The organism is Dorea sp. OM07-5 (genome assembly GCF_003481355.1).
GTDB classification, from domain to species: domain Bacteria; phylum Bacillota; class Clostridia; order Lachnospirales; family Lachnospiraceae; genus Dorea_D; species Dorea_D hominis.
The window spans coordinates 156,610-171,551 of record NZ_QUKZ01000001.1; the positions used below are offsets into that span (position 1 = coordinate 156,610).

A 14,942-nucleotide genomic window follows, 5' to 3' on the forward strand; every position below is an offset into this window, starting at 1 on the left:
AAATGACTGGTGAAATATACAGTTTAGATGAAAATGGATGGAAATGGACAGACAGTCTCTGGAAAGCGTTGGAGACTGGAGCTGTATCGAATCCGATGGCCAGGATGTGGGAAAAAAAAAGGACAGGCATAGTCAGTGTTGTAGGAGCCGGAGGTAAGACAACTGTTATCCGGAGACTCCGGGAAGAGTGTCTTGCAGAAAAAATACCGCATATTGTGTCTACGACAACACATATGCAGACCGGACCGGAAGAATGTTTTGTGAAAGAACCAGATCTGGAGCAGATAAAAAGTGTACTTGAAAAAAAAGGTACGGTGTGGATGGGAATCCCCATAAGTAAAGAGAAAATGGGGAGTTTTCCGTTGGATTTTCTTATAAATGTGGAAAACTTAAATGTTTGGATGTTTCTGGAGGCAGACGGAGCAAAATGTCTGCCGGTTAAAGCGCCGAGAGATACCGAACCGGTCATTTTAAAGGGAACAACTCATGTAATTAGTGTATATGGGCTGGATGGCATTGGGCAACAGATTCAAGAATGTTGCTGCCGTCCGGAGCATGTGGCGCAGATCCTTAATAAAAATACAGATGAGATACTTGAATGGAAGGATCTGGTAAAACTTGCATTAAGTCCGTGTGGCGGAAGAAAATCTGTGACCAATGAGATGGAATATCATATTATTTTGAATAAAGCAGATACTAAGGAACAGAAAAAACTGGCAAAGAAGATTGCAGAAGCAATCATAGAGCAGGCGCAAATGTCTGGGCGGGAAAGAGAATGTTCTGAGAATCAAGCACACTCTGTAGTAAAATCAGTTCATATCACCGACTGGTTATATAGTAAATAAAATCTATAGCAATAAAATAGTTTCTAATCAAAAGAAGATATGCTGGAAATATAAGATAGATCAGAAAATAAAGATTGAAAATAGAAATAAAGAGAGGAGGCAGCTATGAAAATTTTAATCAAAGGAGCGGGAGATCTGGCGACAGGTATAGCTGCCGCCTTTTTTAGAAAAGGGCATCAGGTTGTTATGACAGAGATCGCATGCCCACTTACCGTGCGGCGGCAGGTGGCATTTTCCAGAACTGTCTATGAAAAACGTGCAGTTGTAGAAGAGATGGAAGCAGTTCTTGTAAAAGATGCAAGTCAGATGCAGCAGGCAGTCAGCAGCGGCAAAGTTGCAGTGATCGTTGATCCGGAAGCGAAGATTCGGGAAGTATATAAGCCGGATGTGTTAGTGGATGCGATTCTTGCAAAACGGAATACAGGAACGAAGAAGGGCGATGCCCCTTGCGTGATCGGGCTTGGCCCGGGATTCTGCGGAGGAAAAGACTGCTATGCGGCGCTTGAAACTATGCGTGGAGATACATTGGGAAAGATTCTGTATGACAGCACACCGATTCCGAATACCGGTGTACCCGGAGTTGTCGGCGGATACAGTATCGAGCGCCTCTTAAAAGCATCCGGGGATGGAAAGATAGAACCGAAGGCTAAGATCGGTGACATTGTGGAAAAAGGGCAGATTGTTGCATACACAGGTGGAAAACCGGTGTACGCCGGAGTGGCAGGCGTTGTCCGCGGTATGCTGCAGACAGGTATAAATGTAAAGACGGGACTTAAGATTGGGGATGTAGATCCAAGAAAAGACATATCGCTTGTATATAAGATCTCGGACAAATCCAATCTGCTTGGAATGCAGGCATATAAAGCAGCCGAACAATATTTTTGCAGTCAGACAGGAATCGTTGTGCTGGCAGCAGGAAGATCCAGCAGATATGGAGAGAACAAGCTCCTGGCAGAGGTTGGAGGAAGTCCGATGTTCCGGCACATTTTTGAGGTGTTGAAAGAATTTCCGATATGTGAAAAGGTTGTTTCCACAAGATTTCCACAGATCATGAAAGAGGCCAAAAAGCAAGGAATTGCCGTTGCGGAAAATAATCATCCGGAGTGGGGAATCGCTTACTCTCTGCAGTGTGGATTGAAGAAGTGTCTGGAGCAGAAGCCGGATGTGAAGAAAATTCTATTCGTGGTAGGAGATCAACCGTATCTGACAGCGGAAACACTGCGAAGACTGATGGGTGTATCTGTGCAGTATCCGGGAAAGATCATCTGCGCCGGCACGCATGGAAGACCGGGAAATCCGGTGCTGTGGGATCAGAAATATTTTCAGGAGCTTCTGAAATTAGAAGGGGACACAGGTGGCAGGCAGATTATGAAAAAATATCCGGATGAAGTTATAATCTGCGAAACAACGAAGAAAGAACTTCATGATATCGATCAGAAAACAGATATAGATTTAAGCGGACAGTAATCTGTCGCAGATAAAACGTCAGTTTCGGTAAAAGGTTATGCCGGTTCTGACGCTTTTTATTATATAAACAGGAAACTGCCAGATGATTTTCAAAAAATAATTATAAAAATTTCAAACTATTTTAGCGGAGATTTCGTATCTATAAGTGAACGGATAAGAAGGAAGTGATATTGCATGCAGTCGGACAACCATTTGATCCGTAAAATAAAGAAAAAACAGAACAAAGAAGCAGCAGGACTTCTGATTGAAAGATATTACCGAGAAATCTATGCCTATACCTATCGTCAGGTTGCTTGCAAAGAACTTGCCATGGATCTGACCCAGGAAATCTTTATTCTTGTACTGAAAGGAATACGGGCTTTTGATGAAAAGAAAGGCTCTTTCCGTACATGGATTTACCGGATCGCATCAAATAAGATTACCGATTATTACAGAAGTCTTGCATACAGGAAGAGTCAGCTGGAAGGACCCTATGGGCAGGAATATGAACATACCGGAGTAAGTCCGGATATCAGTTCACAGGTGCTCCGGCAGGAAACGATAAGAGAAGTGATGGCAGTTATTGTCCGTTACGATGAACCGTGGATACAGATCTTTCAGAAGCACTGCTTTGAAGAGCAGACGTTTGCAGAGATCGCAGAAGTACTGAAGTTGTCAGAAGGAACAGTGAAAACGCGATATTATAAAATGCTTGCACAGATTCGGAAGGAGGTAGCGGATAATGAATGATAAACAAAGATCGGAAGATCAGAAATGGAATGAATGGCTGGAAGAAAACTGCCGGATACAGGTTGAATATCCGGATATGGCAGAAATGGAACAGCAGAAAAACAGAATTTTGCAAAGCGCGCTTCCGGAGAAGGACAGTCTGTTTGAGCGGTTAAAGAAAATATATTATGGACCTGGACTGGGGATTATTTTTTATCGATGCACTCTGATCTGGGTAGTGATGATTTTACTTTATATAGGTGTCCTGGTTCTAAGTATTGGAACAAGAGATGCAAGGCAGACACAGATGGCGGTTGTGCTATTTGCATTTCCGGCAATGTATCTGGGCTTTTCGTTTCTGTCCTGCTGGGTAGATGAGCAGGAAGCAGTGACAGAACTTATAAATTCCATGCATTATTCCATGCATTACATTGTTGGACTCAGGATGTTTTATGCAAGTCTTGTCAGTGCTTTGATTAATTTAGGAACACTTTTGGTGCTTGATGGACAGGCAGATGCTATATTTTGGAAATTAAGCGCACTCGGAGTCAGTAGCATGTGCCTCTTTGCAGTCTTTGCATTGTATCTGTACCATCGCTTTTCATCGAGCTATGGAATTGGAGTCTTGCTTGTGCTGTGGGGAATCTTAGCTGTATTCAGTGCGTGGAGCAGATATGCATGGATCAAAATTCTGTTGACAGAGCTTCCGCTGGCAATTCATTTTGCAGTGGCAGCAGGCTTCTTTATATGTTTTGTGGTTTTAACAGGAAAGGTGGAGAAAGAAAATGTTACAGTTGTCGCATATCAGTAAAAATTATGGAAAATTCTGTGCAGTCCGCGATATTTCTCTCGAACTGGAGGATGGTCTCTACGGAATGCTTGCACCGAACGGAGCCGGAAAGACAACACTTATCAAGATGATCGTTACACTCTTATACCCAACGGAAGGTACAATCACATATGATGGAATAGAAATCCAGAAAATGGGAGAAAATTACCGGGATCTAATCGGTTATCTGCCACAGCAGTTCGGTTATTACAAAAATCAATCACCTGTGCAGTATTTAAATTATCTGGCAGCATTAAAAGCTGTACCGAAAGAAGGATTAAAAGAGAAAATAAAGGCGCTTCTGGAGCTTGTCGGGCTTAGTGAAAACGCAGATAAGAAAATGAAAAAATTCTCCGGTGGAATGATCCAACGTGTCGGAATCGCACAGGCATTGTTAAATGATCCGAAGATTCTTATTCTGGATGAGCCGACTGCCGGGCTTGATCCGAAAGAACGGGCAAGATTCCGTAATCTGATTTCGTCTCTGTCAAGGAATCGGATTGTGATTCTGTCTACACATATTGTGTCGGATATTGAATCGATTGCTAATCAGGTGATCATGATCAAGGATAAAAAGCTGTACCGGAAAGACACCGTATCAAATATTTGCAGCGAGCTGGACGGCGAGATATTTGAATGTGCAGTTCCGGAGAAGGAATTTCCATTATTTGAAAAGCAGTATCTGGTGCTGGGAGCAAGACAGGAGCATGGCTATCTGAAAGTCCGCTATTATGATCCGGACAGCTCGTTTGCCAGGGCAGGAAAGCTTAAGGAAGAATGGAAACCGGTCTTGTGTGCCGCTAATCTGGAGGATGTATTCCTCGTAAGTTATGGCGATGAGAAGACGGAGGTGATACTGTGAGAATTTTAATACAGGAATGTAAAAAGATATTGTCTGTCCGTTTGTTGTTATTACTTGCGTTATTTACCGTGTTATTTTATAACATGTTTTTTGAACTGAATCTGTATCCGGCAGGTGGTCAGTGTACAGATTCGCCGTATGACATGCCCTATGCCGCTAAACTGATCCGTAAATATGGATCGACACTTCCGGTCACAGAGAAAGGAAAGATTGAAAAAGAAGTTGAAGATTTGAAAAAACAGTCAACAAAGCTGATCCGGGAAGATTCCGCCCTGATAAAGGCAGGAATTTCTGATTTTGATACGATGATGAAAGAGCGTGACCGGCTTACGGATTATACGGATGAACAGATGTCAGAAAAAGAACAGAAAGAAAAGGAAGCAATCATGGATTTCACGTCATTCGAGACAGAAGGAGAAAAGATCATGTTCCAGATCCAGTATGCGAATAGTCTGCTGGATGATTTTGCCTTAACTGACCGCCCGGAGGTCAATCTGTTAAGAAGTGGCGCATTATATATTTTGCAGACGGATATGAGCAAAATGCCGGTAATGATATTGATCTGCTATGCCGTTCTTCTGGTAGCTTATCATGTGAGGGAACGGATTCGCGGTGTGATGCCGCTCTATAGCACAACAAAAACGGGAAGGGAGATTTATCCGATCCAGTATCTTGGCGGATTCATCTGTTGCCTGATCATTGGAGTGCTGCAGCTTCTGGCATATACAATTGTGTGGTATGCAAAAGGCATGGGAATCTTCTGGCAGTGTCCGGCATGGGAGACAAGAGGTATAGAATGCTGGATTAAAGGTATCTCATTCGGACAGTATATGGGAATATATGAGATCCTTGTATTATTGTTCTGCATCGCAGCAATGGCATTAATTTATGGACTTGCAAGACTTGCACAGGGGTATATTACCGGAGTGGTATTGTCTATCCCCGGCTGTGTAATAACAGGCGCGGCAGGTTCTGTTATATTTGAAGGTTTGTGCAGTTCGTTCAACATGTTTTCCATGAAAATGTGGGAGTTATATGCTCTGACAGGGTGTGTCGTGCTTGCAGTGTTAGTCGTATACTTCAGGCTCAGATGGGATGAAAAGAGGGATATTTTATGATAAACAGAGATAAGAAAGGGGGAAAAAATACCAGACTGACTTACCGGATCATATTTCTGGAATGTCAGAAAATATTTCGTAATCCGCTTGTCCTGCTTGTATTTCTTACTTTCCTTCTGATAAATATAGTTGTCGTGCAGAATGCATATGGTTCGCAGGATGACCAGAAATCGGTGCAGCGAATGCATCGTGTATTACAGGCGAAGGAACAGGGAAAAAAGAACAGTGACGTAGAAGTCTATAATGAATATAAGAAAGCTTATGGGAAGCTGTATGATAATCTGGATATGCTTAAAATTATGAAAATGAAAGAAAAGATGAGCCGTTACGAACCGACTGGAAAATATCAGAAGTTCATTGAGAATAATTATAAAAAACTGCAGAAGAGAACTGATGAAATTAAAGCAAGCGGCGCAGACCAGGCGGATTTTTATCCGGGAATTGTTTATTTTGTACATGGCACATTATTTGGAAAACTTGGAAAGAAACTGCTACTTGAAATTGTAGTACTTGTCTTTCTTTCGGTGTTGTATCTGATGGATTACGAACGGGTGCAGAAAACAGAAGATCAGGTATTCGTAACAAGATGTGGAAAAGATACATTGCATTTAAAAATGATCGGTGGTATTCTTAGCGGGCTGATATACAGTGCTTTGTTATTGCTTGCAAGCTATGGATGGTTTTTAGCAAAACTGCCGCTTAAGGGGCTGTGGAAGGTGCCGGTTTCTGCAAGCATGATGGCAGAACCAAGGTTTGGAATGCTTAATCCATTTGTGACATTCTGGAATGTGAATCTGCGTTCTTATCTGCTTCTGACGCTTGTAATGTTCCTGGCAATTGCACTTCTGGCGGGTGTACTGGCAGGTGCGGGATGGTATTGCCTGAAAAACAGTTATCTTGTATTTCTGGCTTTAAGTGTATTGCTGATGGGTTCGGTACAGGCTGCTCTGGTTCATACGACAACATTTCTGGATATCGTACTTGCCATATGTAATCCGGGAATACTGTGGATTACCTGCGGTTCCTGGTTCATGGAAAATGATCTTACTCTTTCGTTTGCGGGAAGTGAATTTTGCTGCATTTTCGGATGTGGTATTCTGATTTTACTGCCGTATTTTATTGGGAAAAAGAGATTTCGGAAATGGGAACTGAAGTAGTTCGGAAAAAGAAATTATGAAAAAGATTGTCTCCGTGCCCGGAAATGTCTATAATGTTTTCATAGGCTAGAAGAGTGACAGGAAAATGACTGGAAAGGAGACAGACAATGGCGAACGGAACATATAAGAACATATTGGAAGAGCGCAATGCACAGATGATCGAACAGATGCGTGACAAGCAGGAAGTCGGGTGGAGCAATCCGGCATATTTACCATTTGATTTTGTGAATGGTGTCTGCGAACTGGTAGTATCGGACGCAGACATCGAAGATGCGAAAAAACGTCTGGAGAGATTTGCACCATTTATTATGAAAGAATTCCCGGAAACAAGGGAAACGGGAGGACTGATCGAATCTCCGTTAGTTGAGATCGACAAGATGCAGGAAGGCTTAAAGAAGGAATATACATGTGAGATACCGGGAAGACTGTTCCTGAAAAAAGACAGCCATCTCGCAATCGCTGGCTCTGTGAAAGCAAGAGGCGGTATTTATGAAGTATTAAAACATGCAGAAGATCTGGCACTGAAAAACGGAATGTTGAAAGAACAGGATTCTTATGAAGTCTTCGCAGATGAGAAGATGAAGGAGTTTCTGTCCGGATACACGGTTCAGGTCGGCTCTACCGGTAACCTTGGCATGTCTATTGGAATTATGAGTGCGGCGCTTGGCTTTCATGTGATCGTGCATATGTCGGCTGACGCAAAACAATGGAAGAAGGACCTCCTTCGCAGCAAAGGAGTGGAAGTTATTGAATATGAGCAGGATTATTCCAGAGCAGTTGAGGAAGGCCGGAAAAATTCAGATGCTGATCCAAAGAGTTATTTTGTAGATGATGAGAAATCGGTGAATCTGTTTCTGGGATATGCAGTGGCAGCAGGGCGGCTTAAGAAACAGTTTGAAGAGCAGGGAGTTGTTGTAGATGAAGAACATCCGCTGATTGTATATATACCGGCAGGTGTTGGCGGCGCTCCGGGTGGTGTGTCTTACGGGCTGAAACGTCTCTATGGAGATCTGGTACATTGTTTCTTTGTAGAGCCGGTAGAATGTCCGTCTGTAATGCTTGGAATTGCAACGCAGAAATTTGAGCATGCCAATGTGCGGGATTATGGAATGACAGGCAAAACAGAGGCGGATGGTCTTGCATGTGCCAGTCCGTCCAGCTTTGTGACAAGAATTATGACGAACTTGCTATCGGGGGGATTCACAGTCAATGACAACAAACTGTATGATTTCCTAAGACTTCTCTACAAGACAGAAGAGGAGCAGATTGAGCCATCCAGCTGTGCAACTTTTATCGGACCTGTCCGTTTGCTTGAAGAAGAGGAGACAAAGGCATATTGTAAGAAGCATGCTTTAACGGAGAAAATACTTAAAAATGCGACACAGATTGTGTGGGCAACCGGTGGCAGACTTGTACCGGATGAGATACGGAAAGAATATTTAGAGAAACATTTGTAAAAAAGTGTTGACATTTTAAAATTCGCATAATATAATATTATTCGTGTCACGGAGAGTGATGCGGATAATGCGGGTGTAGTTCAATGGTAGAACACCAGCCTTCCAAGCTGGATACGTGGGTTCGATTCCCATCACCCGCTTTTTTGTATGTCAGTAATAAGATACGAGAGGGGATTTTAGAAAAGCCGTATAGCTGCGCTTGTTAAAGCGCGGTTATGCGGCTTTTATGTTATAGCTACGAGGACCCTGATTTATAAATAAAAAAGCTGCCGGTGGCAGAGTAAAAAAGTTCTTTAAAAAGGGAGGATGCCGGATGATCGCTTTTGCGATACCCGGCATGTATTATGAAAAAGTTTATTCAAAAGTTTAGTTGTTGTCTTTTCTTTGTATGTTTACATTATATGCAACACCTGTGAAGAAAACGTGTTGTATCAGTGAAAGAATTTTTAAAGAAAAGTGAACAAAATATGAACGTTCCAGAGCTATTTGCGATAAGCAAAAACAGGGAGCCCATCTTTGGTTGGAACCGTTACATCTCCCTGGATCAGCGGGCGTGCATAAGTAATAAATGCAGAACTGATATCTGATCCGTCACCGGTGATCCATTCGGTTGGAACTGCTTTTTCTTTATTACAGATATGATTTACATCGGCAGTGCCGTATGATAACTCATAAGGATGATCCTGACGGCGAATGAAAGTAATCATCTTACCGGTTTTGCCGGCAAGTGCAGCCTGAACGCCGTAAGTACCTGCACCGATTGCTTCTGTAAGATCGGCAGCAGAAAGCATGGAGCTGGAACAGCGCTGGCAGACATTCAGTTCGATGGAACGGACTTTTACACCGACTTTTTCTTTGACAAGGTTTTCTAGGTATTTACCGGAACCGGTGAGCATCTTGTGTCCAAAGGTATCTACTCCGACATCGCTTGCATATTCACAGATAAAAGTACCTTTTCCATCGTTAATTCCTTCTGAAATGCAAACAACAAGGTTCGGTGTTGTTTTTAAAGCTTCTTTTACTTTTGCAATGAAAGCATCCGGATCAAAAGCAACTTCCGGCAGATAAATGAGAACCGGGTTATCGCCTTTAAATTTGCGGGCGAGAACGCTGGCAGCGGTCAGCCATCCGGCATGACGTCCCATGATTTCTACGATGGTAACAGACTGTTTATTGTCGTAAACAGAAGCATCCGCTGTAACTTCGCGGACAACAGAAGCAACGTATTTAGCGGCACTTCCATATCCGGGAGTGTGGTCAGTTTCTACGAGATCGTTATCAATTGTCTTCGGAACACCGATAAAACGGATCTTGCTGTTTGTTCCGGCAGCATAGCGGGAAAGCTTGCTTACGGTATCCATCGAATCATTTCCGCCAATGTAGAAGAAATATCCGATGTTTTTTTCTTCGAATCTGCGGAACAGTTCCGGATAAACAGGATCAGTTAAATCCTCCGGCAGTTTGTAGCGGCAGGAGCCAAGATAAGCTCCGGGGGTTGTCCTTACAAATTCAAGTTCTCTGTTTTCGGCAAGTGCGTTCATATCCATGATGCGGTCGTTTAAGAAACCTTCGATTCCATTTATCATGCCATAGACGTGACTGATCTTGTCCGGATGTGCAAGTCCTTCGGTAACAACTCCGTAGAGACTTCCGTTGATAACGGCGGTTGGTCCGCCGGACTGTCCAACGATTATATTTTTCATATTTAATCCTCCATATTAAAATATTTTATTTCGGTTTGAACAAAAACCCTGTATGACAATAATGCATACTACAGGTTCACTATAACGGAAAATAAAAATATTTACAATCCCAAAGAGAATCTTAAGAATAAATTTAACTGTTCTTTATTGGAAAATTGGGAAAAATAAGGTATACTGATTCGGGAAACGAAAGAAAGGAGAATACAATGAAGTATATTTCATTTGCAATTCCAAGTTATAATTCACAGGAATATATGGCAAAAGCAATTGAGAGCATTTTGCCGGGGAAAGAAGAAGTAGAGATTATTATTGTTAATGACGGATCTAAGGACAGAACATCTGAGATCGCACATGAATATATGGAAAAGTATCCGGACATTGTAAAGGTGGTAGACAAAGAGAATGGCGGACACGGAGACGCGGTGAATGCAGGTTTAAGTCATGCAACCGGAAAGTATTTTAAAGTAGTAGACAGCGATGACTGGGTAGATGAAGAAGCACTGCATAAGATTCTTGCACTTTTAAGAAATCTGGAAGAAGACGGTGAAGAGATTGATATGCTTATTTCCAACTATGTTTACGAGAAGGTTGGAGCAACGCATAAGAAAGTGATTCATTACAGAAATGTACTGCCACAGGATGAGATCTTCCACTGGGAGGATATTGGGCATTTCCATCTGGATCAGTATATCCTAATGCATTCGGTTATCTATCGTACAGATATGCTGAAGCTGATTCAGTTACATCTTCCGAAGCATACATTCTATGTAGATAATATTTATGTGTATTATCCACTTCCGCATGTGCGTAAAATATATTATCTGGATGTGGATTTCTACCGTTACTTTATTGGAAGAGACGATCAGTCAGTCAATGAGAAAGTAATGATCAAACGTCTGGATCAGCAGATTTTTGTTACAAAGACAATGATCGATATGTACCAGTTAAAGGATATCGGCTGTAAGAAACTAAGATCTTATATGTTGAATTATCTTGCAATTATGATGACAGTTTCTTCTATTTTATGTATTCGTTCCAAAGATAAAGAGAATCTGGCGAAGAAAAAGGAACTCTGGCAGTATCTGCGAAGAAAGGATTTCCGTAGCTTTGTAAAAATCCGCTATGGAATTCTTGGACAGACAATGAACATTCCGGGAAGATCAGGAAGAAAGATTTCTTCTCTTGCATACAGCGTTGCAAGACGTCTGATTGGATTTAATTAAAATAGAAACCAGGTATAGTTTGGAACTGTATCTGGTTCTTTTTTGCTATTTAATATCGGAGGAAGAAAGATGGAATGGAATGTATTATTTTTTGTAAACAGTGTGTTGCTGGGTGTTGGTCTTACAATGGATGCGTTTTCCGTGTCGCTAGCGAATGGGCTTAATGAGCCAAAGATGCGGAAGAAAAAAATGTGCGGAGTAGCAGGTGTATATGCATTTTTTCAGGCATTGATGCCAATGACCGGGTGGATATGTGTACATACGATCGTGCAGTATTTCCGGGCGTTTGAAAAGTTTATCCCATGGATTGCGTTAATATTACTTCTTTATATCGGTGGAAAGATGTTGTGGGACGGATTTAGGAATGATGAGGAAGAAGAGAAGCCGGGTGTAGGCGCATGGGCTTTATTTGTACAGGGAGTGGCAACATCGATTGATGCGCTGTCTGTTGGATTTACAATTGCAGAATATGACTTTTTTATGGCGCTTGTCTGTTCCCTGGTCATTGCTACCGTAACGTTCTTTTTTTGTATTTCAGGACTTGCGATCGGTAAACGGTTCGGAACAAGATTTGCCGGAAAAGCAACGATCCTTGGGGGAATTATTCTGATCGTGATCGGTCTGGAGATCTTTATTGCCGGTGTATTTTAAGAGAAAAATCAAGTCACAATAGTCACAGAAAAAGCGCTGTATCATTCTGCTTCATGTTACGGTATTTTTACTCATAACAGATATTGTTGTAAATGTAGTTCCGGAAAAATAAAAACGGGAAGAAGTGCTGCCATTTATCATGAATATGTATTATTTCAGGAAAATGAAGCGTGTACGTGGAATATACTTTCAGTAAATAAGAAAGTATTTAAGGTGTTTATATGACCAGTCAGAAATTGGAGAATCTTTTAAATCTGGCACTGGATTCTACGGAAGAAGAGAGAAAAAGATCACGGAATCTGGATGTTGGGTATGACCGGCTGGAAAGAGAGTGGGACCTGATCGTTAAATATTCCGGGAACCTGGGACGTGTAAGAAATATTGCAGTACGTGTAACGGAACTTCAGAATGAATATGCAGTCATCAGAATCGCGGAATCAAAAATAGAAGATCTGACGGAGATTACAGAAGTTGAATATGTGGAAAAGCCGAAAAGATTATTTTTTCAGGTAGCGAATGGAAAGCGGGTATCTTGTATTAACGAAGTACAGGATACGCGTTTTTCTTTATTTGGACAGGGAATTCTGATCGGAATCATAGATTCCGGGATTGATTATGCAAATGCGGATTTCAGAGATGCAGATGGAAATACAAGAATCCGTTTTCTGTGGGATCAGTCTTTAAATCCAGAACCGGGGGAGAGCGCGCCGAAAGGATATGAAATTGGCGTGGAATATACAAGTGAGCAGATCGATGAAGCTTTACAGGAAAATTCTGTGACAGAGCGGATGAAAAGAGTGAGAAGCCGGGATGTTTCCGGGCATGGCACAGCGGTGGCTGGTGTGGCAGCAGGGAATGGACGAAACAGTAATGGAAGGTATGCGGGCGTGGCGACGGAAAGTGAACTGCTGGTTGTCAAACTTGGAACACCTGATGTGGAGGGATTCCCGCGGACAACGGAGCTTATGCTGGCACTGGATTATGTTATCCGAAAAGCGTTGGAGCTTCGCATGCCGGCAGCTGTGAATTTAAGTTTTGGAAATACCTACGGTTCACATGAACCTTATAATTAAGGGAAAACATAAGAAAACACTGATATTTCCTGTGTTTTCAGGCGATTCAGTGCTTTACTCGGATTCATGTTTGGTTGTCATTTGGGTCTTATAATACTCGGTCAGGATCATGTTAATCTGCTGGGAACGTGTACGATAGTTCGCTTTCGCATCCTTATCAATCTCAGCAACCAGTTCTTTGGACAAAGTAGTATAGACCTGAATATTGTTGGAACTGATAGCCATGTGGCACCTCCGATTCAATTTAATAGAATTATTCTATCATACTTCTTCGGGAGGGGCAATGTGAACTGAAAATTGAAGAATTATTGTTACTGTAAAATTGGAACGGTCGTAAAGAAAATCTATGAATAGAGAACGATAAGAAAGGTAGAACAGACAATGAAGAAAACAATTTTTGAAGAGATGGGCGGTACTTATATCAGACATGGGGATTATCTTATCCCTGCTCTTACCTTACCGAAGGAAGAAGAACAAAGGGTTGTCGGTGTATGGGGACAAAGACATTTGCGGTATTTGAAGGAATACCGCAGATTGCTATATCTGAATATGCTTACAAGCGGCAGGCTGAATGGTTATTTGGCTGATATAGAAGAACAGGCACAGGAACGCTTTGAAAGACTTGTAGAACAGATGAAACAGGCACAAGGCATTGCAGAACAGCTAAAGGTGGAAAATGTCTTGGAATGGATAGGAAGAATGAACAATATACAAGTATGTGCGAGGGAGATTGTGGATAAAGAGATAATTTATCAAGAATGAAATGTAAGATAAATAGTGTATAAAATGTAGTAGGGCATCATAAGATAAAATTGTAATTGCATTTTCCACATAGTTCGTGTAAAATGTAATTAGAAAAGCTGTGCATCAGCGGTGGGTTGACACCTAAAATCTGATACGTTTTCCGAACGAAGGTGTCGGAGGTTGGCAGGCAACGGAAAAACCTGATATTTTCCAGACGAAGGTGCTGGAGGTTGGCAGACAACGGAAAAATCAACCATGAGAAGGGAATGTTTAGTGCTGCGGCGTGAACATTCCCTTCTCTAAATTTTATGGGATAAGGATTAAGTTATGGACAAAAGACGTGAATTCAGATTATGACAAAAGCGGCACAACTATATAAAGAACATCTTGAGGATCAGAAGGTTTTGTTCCTATATGGCTTACCGAAAGAGGTGAATAAGCAATTACAGGAAAGTAATAAGATTTTGTCATCTGTACAGGGATATGAAGTTGTTTTCCATAGATACAATTTTTTACATTTGACAGGAGTTCGATTGAATAAAAAAGAGACAGCTTCTGCAATTCATTTTTACCAGAAATGCCTGGATAAGCGATTAACAGAAAATGATTTTGTTTTTGCAAAAGATGGCTCTACGGGGCAAAAATTGGATATATTGGAACGTATGATGCTTATTAAGAAAAACGTAACAATGATAGGAGAATTTACAGATCGAGGACCGAAATTATATACAGAAAAAGCTGCCGGGAATATATGTGGTTGTATTGGCTTCGTAAAAGATAAAAATACGAAATTAAATGTACCGAACACATTGCTGAAAAAGGACATCAGAGATGTAACAGCACAGCCTACATATAAAGTATTTGCTGTAATATCAAAACACTATACAGATGAGAAATATACAAATCTTGTAAAGATGGACAAAAGTATTGATTTGAAAGAGTGTTGTTTCTCAGAAACAATAGAAAATATGATAGATAGAGAAAATCTATAATGAAATAGAAAGAAACCATGCTACTGCTTTTTGTAACAGTATCATGGTTTTATTGTTTGTCGTCTATATTTTAAGTTGATTATTACTTTACAAAATTGGCAATGTTATAATTA

Annotated in this window: 15 protein-coding genes and 1 tRNA gene; 14 read left to right on the forward strand and 2 right to left on the reverse strand. The window is 41.4% G+C overall.

Annotation, left to right across the window (positions count from 1 at the left end):
- Positions 1 to 2: 2 nt before the first annotated feature.
- The 9 genes from yqeC (at position 3) to DXC04_RS00815 (ending at position 8,583) form a co-directional block, all read left to right on the forward strand.
- Entirely contained in the window at positions 3 to 845 is an 843-nt protein-coding gene (yqeC, locus tag DXC04_RS00775) for a selenium cofactor biosynthesis protein YqeC (protein WP_118659552.1), read from the forward strand.
- A gap of 105 nt (positions 846 to 950) precedes the next feature.
- Positions 951 to 2,312, forward strand: coding sequence for a selenium-dependent molybdenum cofactor biosynthesis protein YqeB (gene yqeB / locus DXC04_RS00780; RefSeq protein ID WP_118659554.1), 1,362 nt, complete (start codon positions 951 to 953; stop codon positions 2,310 to 2,312).
- Between the two features lie 174 nt (positions 2,313 to 2,486).
- Positions 2,487 to 3,041 (forward strand): RNA polymerase sigma factor, encoded by a 555-nt coding sequence (locus DXC04_RS00785; RefSeq protein WP_021860132.1) that lies wholly within the window; start codon positions 2,487 to 2,489, stop codon positions 3,039 to 3,041.
- Complete coding sequence (locus DXC04_RS00790) at positions 3,034 to 3,831, forward strand: hypothetical protein (RefSeq protein ID WP_118659556.1); 798 nt, start codon at positions 3,034 to 3,036, stop codon at positions 3,829 to 3,831. Before DXC04_RS00785 ends, DXC04_RS00790 begins: the two co-directional genes overlap by 8 nt.
- On the forward strand, positions 3,806 to 4,711 hold the full coding sequence (locus tag DXC04_RS00795; protein WP_118659558.1) for an ABC transporter ATP-binding protein: 906 nt from the start codon (positions 3,806 to 3,808) through the stop codon (positions 4,709 to 4,711). Before DXC04_RS00790 ends, DXC04_RS00795 begins: the two co-directional genes overlap by 26 nt.
- Positions 4,708 to 5,829, forward strand: coding sequence for a hypothetical protein (locus DXC04_RS00800; RefSeq protein ID WP_021860135.1), 1,122 nt, complete (start codon positions 4,708 to 4,710; stop codon positions 5,827 to 5,829). Before DXC04_RS00795 ends, DXC04_RS00800 begins: the two co-directional genes overlap by 4 nt.
- Positions 5,826 to 6,986 carry a hypothetical protein gene (locus DXC04_RS00805; protein WP_118659560.1) on the forward strand — a complete coding sequence of 387 codons (1,161 nt, stop codon included), beginning with the start codon at positions 5,826 to 5,828 and terminating at the stop codon, positions 6,984 to 6,986. The genes DXC04_RS00800 and DXC04_RS00805 overlap by 4 nt, the downstream gene beginning before the upstream one ends.
- A 107-nt stretch (positions 6,987 to 7,093) precedes the next feature.
- Positions 7,094 to 8,443, forward strand: coding sequence for a D-serine ammonia-lyase (locus DXC04_RS00810; protein WP_118659562.1), 1,350 nt, complete (start codon positions 7,094 to 7,096; stop codon positions 8,441 to 8,443).
- Between the two features lie 69 nt (positions 8,444 to 8,512).
- Positions 8,513 to 8,583 (forward strand) — tRNA-Gly (locus tag DXC04_RS00815).
- Positions 8,584 to 8,925: 342 nt separating this feature from the next.
- On the opposite strand, the gene DXC04_RS00820 is transcribed toward DXC04_RS00815, so the two are convergent.
- Entirely contained in the window at positions 8,926 to 10,146 is a 1,221-nt protein-coding gene (locus DXC04_RS00820; protein ID WP_117536802.1) for a 6-phosphofructokinase, read from the reverse strand.
- A 206-nt stretch (positions 10,147 to 10,352) separates the two neighbouring features.
- Here DXC04_RS00820 and DXC04_RS00825 point away from each other — a divergent pair, with 206 nt between their 5' ends.
- From DXC04_RS00825 to DXC04_RS00835, 3 genes are all read left to right on the forward strand, one after another.
- Positions 10,353 to 11,369 (forward strand): glycosyltransferase family 2 protein, encoded by a 1,017-nt coding sequence (locus DXC04_RS00825; protein WP_117536801.1) that lies wholly within the window; start codon positions 10,353 to 10,355, stop codon positions 11,367 to 11,369.
- Between the two features lie 69 nt (positions 11,370 to 11,438).
- Positions 11,439 to 12,020 carry a manganese efflux pump MntP gene (locus DXC04_RS00830; RefSeq protein WP_118519476.1) on the forward strand — a complete coding sequence of 194 codons (582 nt, stop codon included), beginning with the start codon at positions 11,439 to 11,441 and terminating at the stop codon, positions 12,018 to 12,020.
- A gap of 221 nt (positions 12,021 to 12,241) precedes the next feature.
- A complete protein-coding gene (locus DXC04_RS00835) occupies positions 12,242 to 13,093 on the forward strand; it encodes a S8 family serine peptidase (RefSeq protein WP_118659564.1) in 852 nt (283 codons plus the stop codon).
- 54 nt (positions 13,094 to 13,147) lie between these two features.
- Here the strand turns inward: DXC04_RS00835 and DXC04_RS15670 are convergent, their stop codons facing one another.
- Complete coding sequence (locus DXC04_RS15670; RefSeq protein ID WP_004614765.1) at positions 13,148 to 13,318, reverse strand: hypothetical protein; 171 nt, start codon at positions 13,316 to 13,318, stop codon at positions 13,148 to 13,150.
- 156 nt (positions 13,319 to 13,474) lie between these two features.
- Between DXC04_RS15670 and DXC04_RS00840 the strand changes: the two genes are divergently transcribed.
- Positions 13,475 to 13,855, forward strand: a complete 381-nt coding sequence (locus DXC04_RS00840; RefSeq protein ID WP_004614764.1) for a TnpV protein — start codon at positions 13,475 to 13,477, stop codon at positions 13,853 to 13,855.
- Positions 13,856 to 14,190: 335 nt separating this feature from the next.
- Positions 14,191 to 14,829: a PBECR4 domain-containing protein gene (locus tag DXC04_RS00845; RefSeq protein WP_004614763.1), complete on the forward strand. Its 639-nt coding sequence runs from the start codon at positions 14,191 to 14,193 to the stop codon at positions 14,827 to 14,829.
- The last annotated feature ends 113 nt before the right edge of the window (positions 14,830 to 14,942 follow it).

What these genes read in the sequence shown, in the direction of transcription:
- yqeC (WP_118659552.1), top strand. Translation starts at nt 3, where the DNA reads ATGACTGGTGAAATATACAGTTTAGATGAAAATGGATGGAAATGGACA.
- yqeB (WP_118659554.1), top strand. Translation starts at nt 951, where the DNA reads ATGAAAATTTTAATCAAAGGAGCGGGAGATCTGGCGACAGGTATAGCT.
- DXC04_RS00785 (WP_021860132.1), top strand. Translation starts at nt 2,487, where the DNA reads ATGCAGTCGGACAACCATTTGATCCGTAAAATAAAGAAAAAACAGAAC.
- DXC04_RS00790 (WP_118659556.1), top strand. Translation starts at nt 3,034, where the DNA reads ATGAATGATAAACAAAGATCGGAAGATCAGAAATGGAATGAATGGCTG.
- DXC04_RS00795 (WP_118659558.1), top strand. Translation starts at nt 3,806, where the DNA reads ATGTTACAGTTGTCGCATATCAGTAAAAATTATGGAAAATTCTGTGCA.
- DXC04_RS00805 (WP_118659560.1), top strand. Translation starts at nt 5,826, where the DNA reads ATGATAAACAGAGATAAGAAAGGGGGAAAAAATACCAGACTGACTTAC.
- DXC04_RS00810 (WP_118659562.1), top strand. Translation starts at nt 7,094, where the DNA reads ATGGCGAACGGAACATATAAGAACATATTGGAAGAGCGCAATGCACAG.
- DXC04_RS00820 (WP_117536802.1), bottom strand. Translation starts at nt 10,146, where the DNA reads ATGAAAAATATAATCGTTGGACAGTCCGGCGGACCAACCGCCGTTATC.
- DXC04_RS00825 (WP_117536801.1), top strand. Translation starts at nt 10,353, where the DNA reads ATGAAGTATATTTCATTTGCAATTCCAAGTTATAATTCACAGGAATAT.
- DXC04_RS00830 (WP_118519476.1), top strand. Translation starts at nt 11,439, where the DNA reads ATGGAATGGAATGTATTATTTTTTGTAAACAGTGTGTTGCTGGGTGTT.
- DXC04_RS00835 (WP_118659564.1), top strand. Translation starts at nt 12,242, where the DNA reads ATGACCAGTCAGAAATTGGAGAATCTTTTAAATCTGGCACTGGATTCT.
- DXC04_RS15670 (WP_004614765.1), bottom strand. Translation starts at nt 13,318, where the DNA reads ATGGCTATCAGTTCCAACAATATTCAGGTCTATACTACTTTGTCCAAA.
- DXC04_RS00840 (WP_004614764.1), top strand. Translation starts at nt 13,475, where the DNA reads ATGAAGAAAACAATTTTTGAAGAGATGGGCGGTACTTATATCAGACAT.
- DXC04_RS00845 (WP_004614763.1), top strand. Translation starts at nt 14,191, where the DNA reads ATGACAAAAGCGGCACAACTATATAAAGAACATCTTGAGGATCAGAAG.